The sequence below is a fragment of the Vreelandella sp. EE27 genome (genome assembly GCF_968206495.1).
The window spans coordinates 64,235-83,339 of record NZ_OZ309109.1; the positions used below are offsets into that span (position 1 = coordinate 64,235).

Here is a 19,105-nt window from a genome sequence, read left to right on the forward strand (position 1 = left end):
GGTGAGTATGAATCAGATTAAAGTAAAACCGTGGAATCTTTCATTAGCCGCGGCCCGGCCAAGCGGCGACAATGGCTACACTATCACCTTTTAAGCCCACCGCGAGGCCCGCCATGAGCCGCCAGGAACATCCGTTAGGTATCAGTTTCGAGTTCTTTCCGCCCAGCACCGATGCCGGGCGCGAGAAGCTGATTCATGTGCGCGATGAGCTGGCCGCCATCAACCCACGCTTTTTCTCGGTGACCTACGGCGCCGGCGGTTCCACCCAGGCCCGCACCCGGGATATCGTTCGCCGAGTGAGCGAAACCGGCATCACCACCGCGCCGCACCTCTCATGTATCGGCAGCGAAAAGGCGCAGCTGCGCGATCTTCTCGCCCAGTACCAGGAAGAGGGCGTGAATAGCCTGGTGGCGCTGCGCGGCGATCTGCCCTCGGGCATGGCGAGCATCGGTGAGCTGCGCTACGCCAACGAGCTGGTCGAGTTCATCCGCGCGGAGACCGGCGATCATTTCGAAATCGCCGTGGCCGCCTATCCAGAATCTCATCCACAGGCCGTCAATCTGGAGCGGGATGTGGATAACTTTGCGCGCAAGATGCAGGCCGGCGCCAACATGGCGATCACCCAGTACTTCTTCACCGCGGACGCTTACTTCCACTTCGTCGAGCGCGTCCGGGCTCGCGACATCACGGCGCCGATCATTCCCGGCATCATGCCGATCACCAATTACACCAAGCTTGCGCGCTTTTCGGATGCCTGCGGCGCAGAGATCCCCCGCTGGATGCGCAAACAGCTCGAGTCTTACGGAGACGACAGCGACGCGATTGGCGAATTCGGTACCGAGGTGATCAGCCGGCTTTGCCAGCGCCTGCTCGAAGGCGGCGCCCCAGGCCTGCACTTCTACACGCTGAATCAGTCCGCGCCGGTATTGAAAGTCGTGGATAACCTGGTGGGCTGATGATGGCGGCTGGCGCTTTCACTCGACGCAGTCTCGCGTAACCCGTAGCGGGGGTCTTTCGCCAAGGCCGAAAATAGCTCCTGCATTTTCGGCATTCCCGCCATCCCTGGCGGTCAGATGGCGAAAGTAGCCTATAGGGAGGTATTCATGGCGCCCCCGCGTAGGGTTTCGAGGCTGCTTTCCAAAGCTAAAAAAACGCCCACTCAAGTGGTCTTGAGCGGGCGTTTTGGTTTCTAGCCAATCGCTAGGAAGTGCTGGGCGAGGGCGTGTTGGCGTACTGCTTGCGCTGCATCACAAACAGTGCCGCGCCGATGGCCAGGCCCGCCACGTCGGTGTAGATACCGCCGTAGATCATGAAGATCGCCCCCACCAGCATCACCACCCGCTGGAGGGTGTTCACCGGTCCGAAGAACCACTTCTGCACCATACCCGAAAGCAGCACGATGCCCAGCGTCGCGGTCACGCCCACGCGCAGAATCTGCATCGCGGAGCCTTCCATCAGCATTGCCGGGCTGTAGAAGAACATGAACGGCACGATGAACGCTGCAAGGCCGATCTTGAACGAGGCCACGGAGGTGCCCATCGGGTTATCCCCGGAGATCCCCGCCGCCGCATAAGAAGCCAAGGCCACCGGCGGGGTGATCGCCGAGACCACCGCGAAGTAGAACACGAAAAAGTGCGCCACCAGCGGCTGGATGCCGATGTTGATGAGCCCTGGGGCGACCACCGAGGCCGCGACCGCGTAGGCGGCGGTGGTCGGCATACCCATACCCAGCAAAATGCTGATCAGCATGGCGAACACCAGCGCCAGTAGCTGGCTCACACCGGCCAGGCCCAGCAGCAGCGAGGAGAAGCGTGCGCCGACGCCGGTCAGCGAGATCACGCCCACGATCAAACCGGCGCAGGCGCACACGGCGATGATCTGAATCGACATGGTGCCGGCCAGTTGAAGCGCTTTCAGAATGGCCCGGGGGCCCATCTTGTTCGGCGAGATCCAGCTCACCACCGCCGCCGAGGCGGTGGCCAGCGTGCCCGCGCGAATCACCGAGTAGCCCATGAAGAGTGCCACGATCAGGATAATGATCGGCGCAAAGAGATACACCTGCTTGACCAGCCGCGAGAACAGCGGAATCTCGTCCTTGCGCATACCGCGCATGCCCTTGCGCGCGGCCTCGAAGTCGACCATGAAGTAGATCGAGGCGAAGTAGAGCACCGCCGGAATGATCGCGGCAATGGCGATTTCGGTATAGGGAATACCGGTGACTTCCGCCATGATGAAGGCACCCGCGCCCATGATCGGCGGCATGATCTGCCCGCCAGTGGACGCCGCCGCCTCGATGGCGCCGGCGCTGCGCGCCGGGTAGCCGACCTTTTTCATCAGCGGAATGGTCAGCGAGCCCGTCGAGACCACGTTACCCGCCGACGTACCGTTGATCATGCCCATCAAGCCCGAGGCGAAGATCGACACCTTGGCGGGGCCGCCGCGGGCGCGCCCGGCGGCGGCGAAGGCGAAGTTCACGAAGTAGTCGCCGACCTTGGAAGCCTGCAAAAACGCCGCGAAGATGATGAACAAAATGATGTAGGTCGACGACACCGCGGTGGTCGGGCCAAGAATACCCGCGTCGGTATACACCTGGCTGAAAAAGCGCTGCACCGAGAGGCCCGGGTAGCCCAGAAAGCCCGGCAGATAAGGGCCGGCGAACACGTACCCCAAAAAGATCACCGAGATCACCACAAGCGCCAGCCCCGCCACGCGCCGGGTCAGCTCCAAAATCAACAGCGAGCCGGCAATCGCCGCCCAGGAAATACCGATGGGCGCGAAAGAGGTGCCGGTGGAGGCGCGCATGGGCGTGTTGTACATCAACAGCAGATAGCCCGCGCTTGCCAGCGCACACACCATCAATACCAGATCCGCTGGGCTAAAACGATGGCGGGCCTGACGGAAAAACCAGGAGAGCACGATGGCCGCAGCGGTGGTCGCCATGAGCGGGTAGCCGAAGTGCCAGTTCTCCACGGCTGGGTCGATGCGCATCGCGCCGCCGGCCAGGGTCTGTTGCATCAAAAACACCTGCACCAGGCTATAGGCCGCCGGGATCAATAGCGCAACGCTGACCGCTTTGAGCCAGGCGGGGGAGGCCTCGGCGTCGGTCTCGGCAAAGCGGGCGCCGGCAAACAGGGCGTAGCCCAAAATAAGAGCACCGGCGATGTGAATGATTCGAAACGACCAGGTTTCGATCGGGTACACGTTTAGCGAAAACAGATGAAAGCCCGAGTAGGCGATGGCGAGGCCGGCAAACAACAAAAACTGCCAGCCGGTGAATAGGCGCCGATTGGCTTCGACGGCCTCTTCATCCACGCCGTCGGCGATCGTGGCGGTCGAGGCAGACGTCGCATGACCTTCATCCGGGTCGTTTAGGGAAGTGGGGTCGGACTTGTGACTCATTAGAGGTCACCCTCACAGCAAGACAGAAAAGGGGAAAGAAAAACGGCCCCGCCCGGCGCAACCGGTCGGGGCCGTGGAGCCGTACTGGCTTACTTGATCATGTCTTCGTCGATCTCATGACCGTTCTCTTCGAACCAGCGCGCCGCACCCGGGTGGAAGGGCAACACGGTGTTGTGCACGATGTTTTCCGGGATGGTGGTTTCGGCGCTTCTATGGATCGAGCGCATGCGGTCATTGTTCTCCATGGTGACCTTGGTGACCTCATAGATGAAGTCTTCCGGCAGGTCGCAGGCCGCCATGGCGAAGTTCCACATCGACACTACGTGGGAGTCCTCGTCCAGGGTGGAGTAGGTGCTGGCGGGAATATCGAACTCCGCGACCGGGTAGTTTTCGAGCACGGTGGCGCGCTCTTCGTCGCTAAACGAGATGATGTTGACGTCGGTCTGCACCTCGAGCTGGCTCACCGCCGGAATCGGAATACCCGCGGCAAAGGCGATGACGTCCAAAAGGCCGTCCTGGAGCTGGCCGCCCAGGTCCGACCAGCCGCCGTTACGGCGATCAAAATTCACGCCCAGGGTTTCGAGCATCGCCGGAAAGTAGGTGTCCGAGGTCGAGGCGGCCGGGCCAAAGCCGATACGTGCGCCGTCGGGGATGTCCGAAATCGATTCGATACCGGAGCTTGAAAGCGCAGTGATGGAAAACGGCGTTTCATACATGGGGAACAGCGCGCAGACGTTGTCCATTTGTAGGCCCGGCGCCAGCGGGCTCTCGCCGTTCACCGCATCGGCGGCCGGCCCCATGGTGGTCAGGCCAAACGCCATGTCGCCGCTGTGTACCAGCGCCAGGTTCTGGGTCGGGCCGCCGGTCACCTCGCCCCCGCCGGAAAGCCCGAGCTCGTCGGCAATGAAGTTGGCCCAGCCGGAGCCGTAGACGAAGTAGGTGCCGCCCTGGCTTGCGGTGCCGACGGTAAAGTTCTCCGGCCATTCGCTGCGGTCAGCGTGGGCGCTACCGGCGGCCGCGACGAGGGCGCCGCTGGCGAGAAACAGGACGGTTTTAGGCATGAGTTGGCGCATGGCGATGTTTCCTAAGCTGTTATTGAAATGAGGAGCGGACAGCGGGGTCGCGCATCAGGTCAGACAGCTTATTTAGAGCGATTGCCGTGCCAATCCTGCTTTGCCGTATAACTATCAATTAGTTATGAAAAAGGCCTGCCACTTTGGTAGAAAACCGGCAGGCCTTATGTGGCTGGAAGTCCGCACACGGGTGCGGTTTTGGTGTGTGAAAAACCACACAGATTTCAGCGTCGAGCCGTCGAAAGCGCACGGCCATGGACGCGCGGGCCGGTCAGGGTTTGCCTTTGGGGTCGAGAATCCTCACTGGCTGTACGTCCTGGTTTTTCTGGTCGTCGCGCACCTGGTTGACCCGGGTGGTGAGCTCTGCGCCGTTCTCGTCCTCGATGGGTAGCTGTTCGAAAAAATCGCAGCTGACGCACTCCCGATAGCGAATGCCGTTCTGCTCCCAGGCGCGGATGCGATCCATGGCCGCGCAGCGCGGGCATATCACGCCGGCAATAAAGCGTTTTACACTCACTTGAAGGCTCCCGAGCGCAGCGGCCGCCGCGCTCTGTTCGTTGATAGGTGGCGCCGCCTGGTGACGCGGGCGGCGCTAAAAAAGGTTTAGGCGGCGCGGATGCCGCTATGGCGCAAAAGCGGCTCGACGCTTGGCTTGCGACCGCGAAACGCCTGGAACAGCTCGGCGGCATCCACCGCGCCGCCCTTCTCGAGAATCTCCTCGCGAAAGCGGGCGCCGGTGGCCGGGTCGAAAATACCCGCTTCCTCGAACGCGCTCCAGGCATCCGCCGAGAGTACTTCTGCCCACTTATAGCTGTAGTAGCCCGCCGCGTAGCCGCCGGCGAATATATGGCTAAAGCTATTCTGGAAGCGGTTGAAGTCCACCGTGGGCACCACCGAGGTTTGCTGACGCACCTCGTTTAGCAGCGCCTGAACGTCGCCGGCCCCGGGCGCTTCAAGCTCAAAGTGCAAGCGCAGATCAAAAAGCGAGAACTCGATCTGGCGCATCATGCCCATCGCGGACTGGAAATTTTTGGCCGCCAGCAGGCGCTCGAACAGCGCCTGGGGCAGGGGCTCGCCGGTGTCCACGTGGCGTGCGAGCAAATCGAGGCCTTCGCGCTCCCAGCAGTAGTTCTCCATGAACTGGCTGGGCAGCTCCACCGCGTCCCAGGCCACCCCATTGATGCCGGAGATATCGGCAATCGCTTGGCGCGTGAGCATGTGGTGAAGGCCGTGGCCGAACTCGTGAAACAGCGTGGTGACTTCGTCGTGGGTCAAAAGCGCGGGCTTGTCCCCCACCGGCGCCGTGAAGTTGCAGGTCAAAAACGCGATCGGCAGCTGCAGGCCGTTGACGGTTTCGCGACGAACGCTGCAGTCGGCCATCCAGGCACCGCCCCGTTTGCCTTCCCGGGCGTACAGGTCAAGATAGAAGCCGGCAATCGGCGCGCCGTTTTCCATCAGACGGTAAAACCGCACGTCCGGGTGGTAGCGGGGCGCATCCACGTCCTCTTCCACCTGAAGGTTATACAGGCGCTCCAGCACTTGAAACAGCCCGTTGACCACGTGGGGGGCGGGAAAATAGGGGCGCAACTGCTCCTGATTGATCGCGTAGCGCGCCTCGCGAAGTTTCTCGCTTGCGTAGGCCACATCCCAGGGCTTGAGCGTATCGATACCCAGCTCGTCGCGGGCGTAACGGCTCAGCTCGTCGAACTCTTCGTCGGCCTGGGGCTTGGCGCGGTTTGCCAGGTCGTTCAAAAACGCTTGCACCTGGCTGGGCGAGTCGGCCATTTTAGTGGCCAGCGACAAGTCGGCGTAGGTATCGAAGCCCAGCAGGTGGGCAAGTTCCTGGCGAAGGGCCAGAATCTCTTCGATCAGCGCGGCGTTGTCGAAGGTGCCCGCGTTGGGGCCCTGGTCGGAGGCGCGGGTCACGAAGGCGGTGTAGACCTCTTCTCTGAGCGCGCGGCTGTCGGCGTAGCTGATCACGGGGAAGAAGCTTGGAAAGTCGAGCGTGATCCGGTAACCCTCGACACCTTTCGCCTCGGCGGCGGCTTTTAGCGTTTCTCGAGCGCTTTCGGGCACACCGGCGAGCGCCTCAATGCTTTCGATGTCCTTATGCCAAGCCTGGGTGGCGTCCAGTACGTTGTTGGAGTACTGGTTGGAAAGGCTCGAGAGGCGCGCCTGGATCTCGCCGTAGCGGGCTTTTTGATCCGCGGGCAGGTCGACGCCGGCCAGGCGGAAATCGCGCAGGGCGTTATCCACGGTGCGCTGTTGCCCGCTATCGAGGTTCGACCAGACCGGCTCCTGTTTTAGCGCCTGCCAGGCGTGAAAAAGCCCTTCGTGCTGGCCGACCCAGGTACCGAAGGCAGAGAGTTTCTCGATACAGGCTTCATAGGCTTCGCGCAGTTCCGGCGAGTTCATGGTGGCGTTGAGCTGGCTCACCGGTGACCATGCTTTGGAGAGGCGGTCGTTGACCTCTTCGAGCGGTGCGGCAAAGTTGTCCCAGGTAGGCGCTTGAGTACCGGCCTGGGCGACGAGGCGGTCAATAGCTTCGCGGCTTTCGCTCAATAGCGCGTCGAGGGCCGGAACGACGTGCTCGGCACGGATATCGGCGAAAGGGGGAAGCTCGTGTGTCTCAAGCAGGGGATTGCGGGACATAGACACCTCGTTGAAGATTGAGTAGCGCGTGAGCGCAGCAATAAAAAACGCGCAGTAATAAAGACAGAGTGCGGGCGAAGCCCCGCGCTTTCAATGACAGCGGTGATATTTGGCCGGGCCGCCAATGGACGGCCAATGCATGCCACGGTCGAGCCAACGCCGGGATAATTGGTCTTTGGGTGGGCGCCTGCTAGGCTTGCCGGCTTTCAATACCGCCATGAGTAGGGAAAGGGAATGAACGAGACGTTAGAGCGCTGGGGGTCCAGGCGCGCCTTTATCCTCGCGATGACCGGGGCGGCCGTCGGGCTTGGCAATATATGGCGCTTTCCGTATATCGCCGGTGAAAACGGCGGCGCGGCGTTTTTACTGCTCTATATCGCCTTCGTGCTGCTTTTGGGCATTCCGGTGATGATGGCGGAAATTCTGATCGGCCGCGCCGGGCGGCAAAGCCCCATGCGCTCGCTGGGGGCGCTGGCCGCCGCCGCCGGGGCCAGCACGCGCTGGCGCTTTTTGGGGCTTTTCGGCGCGCTGACCGTGTTCTGCATCCTGTCGTTCTATTCGGTAGTCTCGGGGTGGTCCATCGAGTTTCTGGTCGCCTCGATCAACGGCAGCTTTTATCAGCAAAGCCCCCAGGCGATCGGGGAGAGATTCGACGCCTTTTTGGCCAATCCCGGGCTTTTGGTGTTCAACCATTCGCTGTTTTTGTTCATGACCATGACGGTTGCCGCCGCCGGGGTGGCCAAGGGGCTTGAGCGGCTCAATAACCTTTTGATGCCGATTCTCTACGTGCTGCTGCTGGTGCTGGCGGGCTACGGCGCGACCACCGATGGCTTCGATGAGGCGCTGGCGTGGCTCTTTTTGCCCTCTTTCGAGGCGCTCAACTGGACGGTGGTGTTTCACGCCATGGGCCACGCTTTCTTTACCCTGGCGGTGGGCGCCTGCGCGCTGATGGCCTACGGGGCCTACATGCCCGAGAAGCAGAGCCTGACGAAGGCGGCCTTTGCGGTGGCCGTGCTCGATATCAGCGTGGCGCTTTTGTCCGGTATCGCGATCTTCTCCGTCGTCTTCGCCCAGGGGCTCGACCCGGCCCAGGGTCCGGGGCTGATGTTCGTCACACTGCCCATCGCGTTCTCCGAGCTGCCCTTTGGCAGCATTTGGCTCAGCGGCTTTTTCCTGCTGCTGCTACTGGCGACCTGGACCTCGGCGATCAACCTGGCCGAGCCCATGATCGCCACGCTCACCGGTTTTGGCTGGCGGCGAAGCATAAGTACCGCCTTGGTCGCGGCAAGCGTGTGGCTTTTGGGCGTACTGGCGGCGCTGTCTTTCTCGACGCTTGGCGAATTCCGCCCGCTCTGGGGGCGCAACGTGTTCGAGCTTCTAAGCTCGATTCCACCGGATGTCTTTCTACCGTTGGGCGGTCTTTTGATCGCGACGTTTGCCGCTTGGGTGTTGCCCGAATCGCTGGGCAGCCAGGCGCTGGGCGCGGGCAGTCGTGGCTACCTGCTGTGGCGTGCTACGCTTCGCTTCGTATCGATTCCGTTAACGCTGGTGGTTTTGATCGGCGGCGTGCTGTCGTTGGCTTGAGCCCGCAGGACATGTAAAGGAGACAACATGAGCAAGGCGTTGAGAGCGTTCAAGGAGTATTTCCCAAAGCTTGGCGAGCGGGTGTTCATCGACCCGGCGAGTGTGGTGATCGGTGATGTCGTCCTGGGGGACGACTGTTCGGTCTGGCCGATGACGGTGATTCGCGGTGACATGCACCAGATTCGCCTTGGCGCCCGGGTCAGCGTTCAGGACGGAAGCGTCTTGCATATCACCCACTCAAGCGACTTCAACCCCGAGGGTTTTCCGCTCACCGTGGGCGACGACGTCACCATTGGCCACAAGGCGCTGCTGCACGGCGCAACGCTTGGCAATCGCATTCTGGTCGGTATGGGCGCGATCGTCATGGACGGCGTGGTGGTCGAAGATGAGGTGATCATCGCCGCGGGGGCTGTGGTCACGCCGGGCAAGGTGCTGAAAAGCGGCTACGTCTACGCGGGCAGCCCGGCGAGTGCGCTGCGTCCGCTCAAGGAGAAAGAGCGCGAGTTCTTTACCTATACCGCGGGCAACTACGTGAAGCTCAAGGATCAGTTTTTGGCCGAACCGAACCCTGATTAACGCTAAACGGTTGGCCTGACACTCTTTTTTCTATCCTGATCGTGTCGCGGCAGTCTATAATCTGTTAATTTATACAGTTTTATAGGGTGCCGCGTTATGGCTAATTTTCGCACGCACATCACCGTGGCAGCAGCGGGCGGCACGCTGTTGGCGTTTGCGGGCTATCACGCCCAGTGGTGGTCGCCCTCTCAGGCGCTTTTAATGGTCGTGCTGGTGGCCTTCGGCGGTATCTTGCCGGATATCGACGCCGACCGTTCGCACTCCATCCGTTTGATCTTCAACCTGCTTTCGGTGCCTTCGCTGGTGCTTGGCGTGCTGCTGCTGCAACCCTATCTGAGCCCTGGTGCGCTGCTCGTTGCCTGCGGCGGGATCTACTTCGGCGTGCGCTACCTGGCGAGTTTGCTGTTCTCCAGACTGACGGTGCATCGCGGTATCTGGCATTCGCTGATGGCGGCGGCGCTCTGCTCGTCAGCGACCGCGGCGCTGAGTTACCACGTACTGCTTCAGCCGCCCTGGAATGCCTGGTCCCACGGGGCGGGGGTGCTGCTCGGCTTTCTGATTCACCTGGGGCTCGACGAGCTTTTCAGCGTCGACCTGGAAGGCGCGCGGCTAAAGCGCTCCTTTGGTACGGCGTTGAAGCTGGGCGACAGCCGCCGCCCGGTGTCGAATCTGTTGATGCTGATTGCGCTCATGACGCTGATTCCCTGGGTGCCGCCCTGGAACGTGCTGGGCCAGCTTTTGCATCAGGGGTCGCTGCTGTGGCGATAGTCTTCGGCGCTCAGGCCGTGCTTTTTCAGCTTGTCGTAGAAGGTTTTGCGCGGCAGCCCCAGGTGGCTGCATACGTCGGTCACCCGGCCGTGGTGGCGGGCCAGCGACTGGCCGATCAGGCTTTTTTCGAAAAGCTCGACCTGACGGGAGAGCGTGGGCTCCTGGGGGCTGGCCGCTTCACCGGCAAGCAGTACGTCCAGCCGGTAGTCGAAGGCCGCCCCCAGCAGCACGTAGCGCTCGGCCAGGTTTCTAAGCTCGCGCACGTTGCCCGGCCAGTCGTGGGCCAGCAGCGTGGCCACGGCGTGATTGTCCAGCGTCGGCGCTTCCAGCCCGCTGCGGTTGGCGGCCACGACGGCAAAGTGCTGAAACAGTAGGGGAATGTCCTCGCGGCGCTCGCGCAAGGCGGGCAGCGGCAGGGTCACGACATTGAGCCGGTAGTAGAGGTCTTCGCGAAAGCGGCCTTCGTCGGCGGCGGCCTTGAGGTCCACCTTGGTCGCGGCGATCACGCGAATATCCAGCCCGACCGTCTCGTTGGCGCCCAGTCGCTCGACGCTGCGCTCCTGCAGCACGCGTAAAAGCTTCACCTGGAGCGCCGGCGGCATGGATTCGATCTCATCCAAAAACACCGTGCCGCCGTTGGCGTGCTCGAACTTGCCGATGCGCCGCTCTACCGCGCCGGTAAAGGCGCCTTTCTCGTGACCGAACAGTTCGGACTCGATGGTGTGCTCGGGCACCGCGCCGCAGTTGATCGCCATGAAGGGGTTGTTGCGCCGGGCGCTGCGCTCGTGGATCGCACGGGCGACCAGGTCCTTGCCCGTACCGGTTTCCCCGAACAGCAGTACGTCGGCTTCTACCTGGCTTATGCGCTGAATCATGGCGGCCAGGCGCGAAATCACCGGGGTGCGCCCGACGAGTCGCGGGCCGAGCGCGGCCTGCTGCGCCTCGAGCTCCGCCTTCAAGCGGGTGTTCTCGAGGCTGAGCTGGCGCTTTTCGGTCCCGCGGCGCACCACGTCGAGCAGCTGCTCGCCGGCAAAGGGTTTTTCCAGAAAGTCCCAGGCCCCGGCGCGCATCGCTTCCACGGCGGTCGAGATGTCCCCATGGCCGGTAATCAGAATGATCGGTAGCGTCGGGTCGCGCCGTTTGAGTTCGTGCAAAAGCGTCATGCCGTCCATGCCCGGCATGCGAATGTCGCTGACGATGACCCCGGGAAAGTGGTCGGGCAGGGTGGCCAGTGCCTGTTCGGCGGATTCGAAGCAGTGCGGCGTGTAGCCCGCCAGCTCCAGGGTTTGGCTGGCGGTAATGCGCAGGTGCGGCTCGTCGTCGATCACCATGACGGGCAGGGTTGTCGGCTCATGCATGATGGCTCTCCAGCGGCGGGGCGTCGTGGGAGGCGGGCGGCCCGCCAACGGCAAGTGTCACGGTAAATCGCGCGCCCTGGGGCGTGTTGGCCACGCCAAGCGTGCCGCCAAGATCCACCATGATGCGCGATGAAATCGAAAGCCCCAGGCCCAGGCCGTTGCCCGGCGCCTTGGTGGTGAAAAAGGGCTCGAAGATCTGAACCAGATGCGCCTCTTCGATGCCGGGGCCGTTATCTTCAACGTGGATATGCACGCGATCCTCTTCTCTCTGGGCACTCAGCGTTAACGTGGGCGCCGCATCGCTTCGTGAGGTGTGGGTCTTCATGGCTTGTAGGGCGTTACCGATCAGATTGACTAATACCTGCTCCAAACGCACCAGGTCGCCGGTCACCCATAGAGTGTCCTGGGGCATTCGCTCGATCACTTCGACGTTGCCTTCGCGCAGGCGGCTTTGAAACAGGCGCAAGGCGTAGTGAATACACGCCTGTACGGCAATGCTTTCGTGACGTTCGCTGCTCTTGCGTGAAAACTGGCGAAGCTGGGCGCTGATATCGGCCATGCGTTCGGTCAGCTCGACGATTTGGGCCAGGTTGGCGTCGGCCTGCTCGGTGCGGGCTAGTTCGATAAAGCGACGGGCGTTCTCGGCGTAGGCGCGAATCGCCGCCAGCGGCTGGTTGAGCTCGTGATTGATGCCCGCCGCCAGCTGGCCCAGCACGGCAAGCTTGGCGGCCTGCACCAGCTCGTCCTGAGTTTGGCGCAGGTTGGCTTCGGCGCGCAGGCGCTCGTCGATCTCGCTCGATAAACGCTGGTTGCTGGCGACCAGGTCGCGGGTTCGCCGGGCAACGCTGACTTCCAGCTCGTCACGTACTCGCGCCAGTGTCTGGCGCTCGCGCTCGGCAAACGCTTCCCGCTCCCGGCGCAGTCGGCGGCGCTGCCAGCCGATCCCGCCCCCTAGTATCAGCAGGCCATAAAGCCCGCCAGCCATTAAGGCGGCGACCCATTGGGCACTCACCACCGGCGTCAGCGGTTTGAGAATATGCATCTGCCAGCCAAACTCCACCACCGAGCGGGTCAGACTCAGGTAGCGCCCTTCGGCAAGCGGCCCGGACTCGAAGCTAACCAAACGGCTCTCGACGTCATCGCCGGCCTCCACCACGATGCCGGAATAACTCAAAGGCTCCATGGCGTAACGGCGGGTGCGCCTCAAGGTTTCGCGCTGTTCTGCGCTTAGCGGGTGCAGCGCGCTCATGCGAAGCTCGGGGCGGCTGGCCATGAAGATGATGTCGTCGCTGTCGGTTACCAGTAGTTCGGCGTCCTGCTCGGCCCAGCTCTGTTCGACTTCATCGAGCAGTACCTTGACGACCATCACGCCGTCCGGCGTGGCGTTTGGATCGGTCTCGTCCAGCCATACCGGGGCCGAGAAGAAGTAGCCACGCTCCTGGGACTGGGTGCCCAAACCGTAAAAGCGCCCCTGCTGGCCGGCAATGGCCTGGCGGTAGTAGCTTCTAAATGCGTAGTTGTGGCCAATAAACGTATTGGGGCGGTGCCAGTTGCTGGCCGCGATGGTCGTGCCTTCCCGGTCCAGCAGGTAGACATCCGAGACCCCGGTGGTGAAGCGAAACCGGTCCAGCAAAATATTGAGCGCCATGGCATTCTGGCTCTGCGGCGATGCCAGAAAGCGCCGCACGGCTTCGCGGGTGGCAAGCATCGGCGGCAGGTAGTCAAAGCGCAGTAAATAGCCGTTGAGGTTCGCCGCCGACAGGCGTAGCTCGTTTTCGGCATCCTCCGCGAGCTCGCCAAGCGCGCGTTCTCGAGCAAAACTGGCGGCCTGCCACATGCTGAAGGCAAGCCCCAGCGTAAGCGCAAGCCCCCATAGCAGGCGCCAGTAGCGTGGCCGCGGCGCACTCATGGCGAAACACTGCTTATATATAGCGCAGTGCTCGGGGCGCGATGCTCTACCGGCGGGATGCTCCCTTGAGCCATCATGGCTTCAAGGGGCGCGGGCGCACCGGCTAGACGCGGGTAATAAAGGGGCGGGTAGGTCATCGGGCTCGCCTGCGGTATCGATAGGCCAAGGGTATGGAGTTTGCCGGTGACGCTCAACAGTTTAACCCCGTCTACGGCTAAAGGGGGTGAAGGGCGCCCAACGCGGTCATGAGCGCGTTTTTGATACCATTTTAAAAAGCGCTTGCACTCGAGCCTTCGAGGCCGTAAAGTACGCATCCGCTGCCGGGGACGCAAGGCGTTGCCAGCGGTGAATGAGAGTGAAAACTCTCGGTTTGTCAGGAAGTTAGCGGTTTTTGTTCGCTCGCTTCACTCGCCAAAATCGGCGGTTGACAAATTCAAGGATGAGCGTAGAATACGCCTTCCTCGCTACGGCAACCGGCTCAGGTCATCGAGTCAAGTATTAGTCGAAGCGAAACCGCTCTTTAACAATTTGATCAGGTAATTCATGTGGGCGTTTGCCGATGAGGGTGACAAGTCACCTTATATCAAGGCAAGCGCACAAGAAGAATTTTCGAATTCTTCAAATTCGTTTGAACCTTGAGCCAGGATTGATTCGCCTCTGTTGCTTTCGAGCGGCAGGCAAGAATCACAATGATTTTAAACTGAAGAGTTTGATCATGGCTCAGATTGAACGCTGGCGGCAGGCTTAACACATGCAAGTCGAGCGGTAACAGGTCCAGCTTGCTGGACGCTGACGAGCGGCGGACGGGTGAGTAATGCATAGGAATCTACCCGGTAGTGGGGGATAACCTGGGGAAACCCAGGCTAATACCGCATACGTCCTACGGGAGAAAGGGGGCTTTGGCTCCCGCTATCGGATGAGCCTATGTCGGATTAGCTGGTTGGTGAGGTAACGGCTCACCAAGGCAACGATCCGTAGCTGGTCTGAGAGGATGATCAGCCACATCGGGACTGAGACACGGCCCGAACTCCTACGGGAGGCAGCAGTGGGGAATATTGGACAATGGGCGCAAGCCTGATCCAGCCATGCCGCGTGTGTGAAGAAGGCTTTCGGGTTGTAAAGCACTTTCAGCGAGGAAGAACGCCTGGCGGTTAATACCCGCCAGGAAAGACATCACTCGCAGAAGAAGCACCGGCTAACTCCGTGCCAGCAGCCGCGGTAATACGGAGGGTGCAAGCGTTAATCGGAATTACTGGGCGTAAAGCGCGCGTAGGTGGCATGACAAGCCGGTTGTGAAAGCCCCGGGCTCAACCTGGGAACGGCATCCGGAACTGTCACGCTAGAGTGCAGGAGAGGAAGGTGGAATTCCCGGTGTAGCGGTGAAATGCGTAGAGATCGGGAGGAATACCAGTGGCGAAGGCGGCCTTCTGGACTGACACTGACACTGAGGTGCGAAAGCGTGGGTAGCAAACAGGATTAGATACCCTGGTAGTCCACGCCGTAAACGATGTCGACCAGCCGTTGGGTGCCTTGTGCACTTTGTGGCGAAGTTAACGCGATAAGTCGACCGCCTGGGGAGTACGGCCGCAAGGTTAAAACTCAAATGAATTGACGGGGGCCCGCACAAGCGGTGGAGCATGTGGTTTAATTCGATGCAACGCGAAGAACCTTACCTACCCTTGACATCCTGCGAACCCGGAAGAGATTCCGGGGTGCCTTCGGGAACGCAGAGACAGGTGCTGCATGGCTGTCGTCAGCTCGTGTTGTGAAATGTTGGGTTAAGTCCCGTAACGAGCGCAACCCTTGTCCCTATTTGCCAGCACGTAATGGTGGGAACTCTAGGGAGACTGCCGGTGACAAACCGGAGGAAGGTGGGGACGACGTCAAGTCATCATGGCCCTTACGGGTAGGGCTACACACGTGCTACAATGGCCGGTACAAAGGGCTGCGAACTCGCGAGAGTAAGCGAATCCCAGAAAGCCGGTCTCAGTCCGGATCGGAGTCTGCAACTCGACTCCGTGAAGTCGGAATCGCTAGTAATCGTGGATCAGAATGCCACGGTGAATACGTTCCCGGGCCTTGTACACACCGCCCGTCACACCATGGGAGTGGACTGCACCAGAAGTGGTTAGCCTAACTTTGGAGGGCGATCACCACGGTGTGGTTCATGACTGGGGTGAAGTCGTAACAAGGTAGCCGTAGGGGAACCTGCGGCTGGATCACCTCCTTAAACGATGCGTCACTCTCCCGGCAAGCGCTCACAATGAATTACCTGATCAAGTGATAGAGCAAACGGTTGATGCACGATCCCCTCTTGGGTCTGTAGCTCAGTTGGTTAGAGCGCACCCCTGATAAGGGTGAGGTCGGCAGTTCGAGTCTGCCCAGACCCACCAAATTCCCGTGATACTGCGTTAAAATGCTCCTCGTATAGCAGGCTATACGTCGTCGCATTTTGCCTTGTCTCACAGAAATTTATAACAAGAGGTGAGGTTGTGAAAACGATGGGGCCATAGCTCAGCTGGGAGAGCGCCTGCCTTGCACGCAGGAGGTCAGCGGTTCGATCCCGCTTGGCTCCACCATTATCTCCGCTACCGTTTGTTTGTTTCGTGACCATTGATAAGTCGCACGTTGTACGTCGCCTTATCACTGTTCATTGAACAGTCGCTCTTTAACAATGTATATCATGCTGACAGTATCGAATGACGATACGAAGACAAGAGCCCCCGGGCTTGCGTGTTCGTGGCGTGATCTCGATACGCAATTGTTTTGTGATACGTTTCAAGCGTATCCGGCAATCGTTGTCATTGCGGGATCCAGACTCCTTCGGGTTATAGGGTCAAGCAATGAAGCGCACACGGTGGATGCCTAGGCAGTCAGAGGCGATGAAAGACGTTGTAGCCTGCGATAAGGTTCGGTGAGGTGGCAAACAACCTTCGACCCGGACATCTCTGAATGGGGAAACCCACTGACCACAAGGTCAGTATCGTATCCTGAATACATAGGGATACGAGGCGAACCGGGGGAACTGAAACATCTAAGTACCCCGAGGAAAAGAAATCAACCGAGATTCCCCCAGTAGCGGCGAGCGAACGGGGACCAGCCCTTAAGCATGTGAATGGCTAGACGAACGGATTGGGAAGTCCGGCCGTAGCGGGTGATAGCCCCGTAGTCGAAAGTCTGATCATGTGAAATCGAGTAGGTCGGGGCACGAGAAACCCTGATTGAAGACGGGGGGACCATCCTCCAAGGCTAAATACTCCTGACTGACCGATAGTGAACCAGTACCGTGAGGGAAAGGCGAAAAGAACCCCGGCGAGGGGAGTGAAATAGATCCTGAAACCGTGTGCGTACAAGCAGTAGGAGCCCACTTGTTGGGTGACTGCGTACCTTTTGTATAATGGGTCAGCGACTTATATTCAGTGGCGAGCTTAACCGATAGGGGAGGCGTAGCGAAAGCGAGTCTTAACTGGGCGACCAGTCGCTGGATATAGACCCGAAACCGGGCGATCTATCCATGAGCAGGGTGAAGGTTGAGTAACATCAACTGGAGGCCCGAACCAGGATCTGTTGAAAAAGATTTGGATGACTTGTGGATCGGAGTGAAAGGCTAATCAAGCCCGGAGATAGCTGGTTCTCCTCGAAAGCTATTTAGGTAGCGCCTCACGTATCACCACCGGGGGTAGAGCACTGTTTCGGCTAGGGGGCCATCCCGGCTTACCAACCCGAGGCAAACTCCGAATACCGGTGAGTGCAGCGTGGGAGACACACGGCGGGTGCTAACGTCCGTCGTGAAAAGGGCAACAACCCGGACCGTCAGCTAAGGTCCCCAAATCCTGGTTAAGTGGGAAACGATGTGGGAAGGCTCAGACAGCTAGGAGGTTGGCTTAGAAGCAGCCATCCTTTAAAGAAAGCGTAATAGCTCACTAGTCGAGTCGGCCTGCGCGGAAGATGTAACGGGGCTCAAACCAGGTACCGAAGCTACGGGTTCATCCTCTGGATGAGCGGTAGAGGAGCGTCGTGTAAGCCGATGAAGGTGGATCGAGAGGTCTGCTGGAGGTATCACGAGTGCGAATGCTGACATGAGTAACGATAAGGGGAGTGAAAAACTCCCCCGCCGGAAGACCAAGGTTTTCTGTTCGATGCTAATCAGAGCAGAGTGAGTCGGCCCCTAAGGCGAGGCCGAAAGGCGTAGTCGATGGGAAACGGGCTAATATTCCCGTACCGGATGTCATTGCGATGGGGGGACGGAGAAGGCTAGGTGAGCCAGGCGTTGGTTGTCCTGGTGAAAGCGAGTAGGCCTGGGTCTCAGGTAAATCCGGGACCCTTTAAAGCCGAGACGCGAGACGAACGGACCAAGGTCCGGAAGTCACTGATGCCACGCTTCCAGGAAAAGCCTCTAAGCTTCAGATGACATGCGACCGTACCCCAAACCGACACAGGTGGTCAGGGTGAGAATCCCAAGGCGCTTGAGAGAACTCGGGTGAAGGAACTAGGCAAAATGGTGCCGTAACTTCGGGAGAAGGCACGCCGGATTAGGGTGAGAGGACTTGCTCCTTTAGCCCGAACCGGTCGAAGATACCAGGTGGCTGCAACTGTTTAGTAAAAACACAGCACTCTGCTAACGCGCAAGCGGACGTATAGGGTGTGACGCCTGCCCGGTGCCGGAAGGTTAAGTGATGGTGTTAGCCCTCTGGGCGAAGCTCTTGATCGAAGCCCCGGTAAACGGCGGCCGTAACTATAACGGTCCTAAGGTAGCGAAATTCCTTGTCGGGTAAGTTCCGACCTGCACGAATGGCGTAATGATGGCCACGCTGTCTCCACCCGAGACTCAGTGAAATTGAAATCGCCGTGAAGATGCGGTGTACCCGCGGCTAGACGGAAAGACCCCGTGAACCTTTACTATAGCTTCACACTGGATACTGATGTTGCCTGTGTAGGATAGCTGGGAGGCTTTGAACTCCGGACGCCAGTTCGGAGGGAGCCAACCTTGAAATACCAGCCTGGCATCATTGGTGTTCTCACTCGGGTCCGTTATCCGGATCGAGGACAGTGTGTGGTGGGTAGTTTGACTGGGGCGGTCTCCTCCCAAAGAGTAACGGAGGAGCACGAAGGTACCCTCAGCACGGTCGGACATCGTGCAATGAGTGCAAGAGCATAAGGGTGCTTGACTGCGAGACAGACACGTCGAGCAGGTGCGAAAGCAGGTTCTAGTGATCCGGTGGTTCTGTATGGAAGGGCCATCGCTCAACGGATAAAAGGTACTCCGGGGATAACAGGCTGATACCGCCCAAGAGTTCACATCGACGGCGGTGTTTGGCACCTCGATGTCGGCTCATCACATCCTGGGGCTGAAGTCGGTCCCAAGGGTATGGCTGTTCGCCATTTAAAGTGGTACGCGAGCTGGGTTTAGAACGTCGTGAGACAGTTCGGTCCCTATCTGCCGTGGGCGTTGGATGTTTGAGAAGGGCTGCTCCTAGTACGAGAGGACCGGAGTGGACGCACCTCTGGTGTTCCGGTTGTCACGCCAGTGGCATTGCCGGGTAGCTATGTGCGGACGGGATAACCGCTGAAAGCATCTAAGCGGGAAGCCCCCTTCAAGATGAGACATCCCCGAGGCCTCGAGCCTCCTGAAGGGCCCAGCGAGACCAGCTGGTTGATAGGCACGGTGTGGACGCGCTGCAAGGCGTTGAGCTAACGTGTACTAATGGCCCGTGAGGCTTGACCCTATAACACCCAAGGGGTCTGGTCCTGCAGTGACAACGACGCTCGACAGAGCACCGGATACA

Annotated in this window: 10 protein-coding genes, 2 tRNA genes and 2 rRNA genes; 8 read left to right on the forward strand and 6 right to left on the reverse strand. The window is 60.1% G+C overall.

The annotated features are described in order from the left end of the window. Nucleotides 1–113: 113 nt before the first annotated feature. Entirely contained in the window at nucleotides 114–956 is an 843-nt protein-coding gene (metF, locus tag ACWHVV_RS00290) for a methylenetetrahydrofolate reductase [NAD(P)H] (protein WP_447927584.1), read from the forward strand. A 244-nt stretch (nucleotides 957–1,200) separates the two neighbouring features. Here the strand turns inward: metF and ACWHVV_RS00295 are convergent, their stop codons facing one another. From ACWHVV_RS00295 to prlC, 4 genes are all read right to left on the reverse strand, one after another. Next, nucleotides 1,201–3,399, reverse strand: coding sequence for a TRAP transporter permease (locus ACWHVV_RS00295; RefSeq protein ID WP_447927585.1), 2,199 nt, complete (start codon nucleotides 3,397–3,399; stop codon nucleotides 1,201–1,203). 89 nt (nucleotides 3,400–3,488) lie between these two features. Continuing rightward, nucleotides 3,489–4,472, reverse strand: a complete 984-nt coding sequence (locus ACWHVV_RS00300) for a TAXI family TRAP transporter solute-binding subunit (RefSeq protein WP_447927586.1) — start codon at nucleotides 4,470–4,472, stop codon at nucleotides 3,489–3,491. Nucleotides 4,473–4,743: 271 nt separating this feature from the next. Further along, nucleotides 4,744–4,989 carry a YheV family putative zinc ribbon protein gene (locus tag ACWHVV_RS00305; RefSeq protein WP_447894814.1) on the reverse strand — a complete coding sequence of 82 codons (246 nt, stop codon included), beginning with the start codon at nucleotides 4,987–4,989 and terminating at the stop codon, nucleotides 4,744–4,746. A gap of 86 nt (nucleotides 4,990–5,075) precedes the next feature. Beyond that, nucleotides 5,076–7,124, reverse strand: coding sequence for an oligopeptidase A (gene prlC / locus ACWHVV_RS00310; RefSeq protein WP_447927587.1), 2,049 nt, complete (start codon nucleotides 7,122–7,124; stop codon nucleotides 5,076–5,078). Between the two features lie 234 nt (nucleotides 7,125–7,358). Here prlC and ACWHVV_RS00315 point away from each other — a divergent pair, with 234 nt between their 5' ends. The 3 genes from ACWHVV_RS00315 (at nucleotide 7,359) to ACWHVV_RS00325 (ending at nucleotide 10,052) form a co-directional block, all read left to right on the forward strand. Further along, a complete protein-coding gene (locus ACWHVV_RS00315; protein ID WP_447927588.1) occupies nucleotides 7,359–8,708 on the forward strand; it encodes a sodium-dependent transporter in 1,350 nt (449 codons plus the stop codon). Nucleotides 8,709–8,735: 27 nt separating this feature from the next. Further along, a complete protein-coding gene (locus ACWHVV_RS00320) occupies nucleotides 8,736–9,284 on the forward strand; it encodes a gamma carbonic anhydrase family protein (protein WP_447927589.1) in 549 nt (182 codons plus the stop codon). 96 nt (nucleotides 9,285–9,380) lie between these two features. Further along, on the forward strand, nucleotides 9,381–10,052 hold the full coding sequence (locus ACWHVV_RS00325; protein ID WP_447927590.1) for a metal-dependent hydrolase: 672 nt from the start codon (nucleotides 9,381–9,383) through the stop codon (nucleotides 10,050–10,052). On the opposite strand, the gene ACWHVV_RS00330 is transcribed toward ACWHVV_RS00325, so the two are convergent. Continuing rightward, the gene (locus ACWHVV_RS00330) at nucleotides 10,028–11,410 is read right to left on the reverse strand and encodes a sigma-54-dependent transcriptional regulator (RefSeq protein WP_447927591.1); all 1,383 of its coding nucleotides are present in this window, start codon (nucleotides 11,408–11,410) and stop codon (nucleotides 10,028–10,030) included. The genes ACWHVV_RS00325 and ACWHVV_RS00330 overlap by 25 nt on opposite strands. Continuing rightward, nucleotides 11,403–13,319, reverse strand: a complete 1,917-nt coding sequence (locus tag ACWHVV_RS00335; protein WP_447927592.1) for a sensor histidine kinase — start codon at nucleotides 13,317–13,319, stop codon at nucleotides 11,403–11,405. The genes ACWHVV_RS00330 and ACWHVV_RS00335 overlap by 8 nt, the downstream gene beginning before the upstream one ends. 697 nt (nucleotides 13,320–14,016) lie before the next feature. On the opposite strand from ACWHVV_RS00335, the gene ACWHVV_RS00340 reads away from it, so the two are divergent. The 4 genes from ACWHVV_RS00340 to ACWHVV_RS00355 all read left to right on the forward strand — a co-directional run bounded on the left by ACWHVV_RS00340 (nucleotide 14,017) and on the right by ACWHVV_RS00355 (nucleotide 19,045). Next, nucleotides 14,017–15,549, forward strand: a 16S ribosomal RNA gene (locus ACWHVV_RS00340). A gap of 86 nt (nucleotides 15,550–15,635) precedes the next feature. Beyond that, nucleotides 15,636–15,712: transfer RNA gene (locus tag ACWHVV_RS00345), tRNA-Ile, on the forward strand. 110 nt (nucleotides 15,713–15,822) lie between these two features. Beyond that, nucleotides 15,823–15,898: transfer RNA gene (locus ACWHVV_RS00350), tRNA-Ala, on the forward strand. Nucleotides 15,899–16,153: 255 nt separating this feature from the next. Further along, nucleotides 16,154–19,045 (forward strand): 23S ribosomal RNA (locus tag ACWHVV_RS00355). The 16S and 23S rRNA genes sit together here with 2 tRNA genes alongside, the layout of an rRNA operon. Nucleotides 19,046–19,105: the final 60 nt, after the last annotated feature.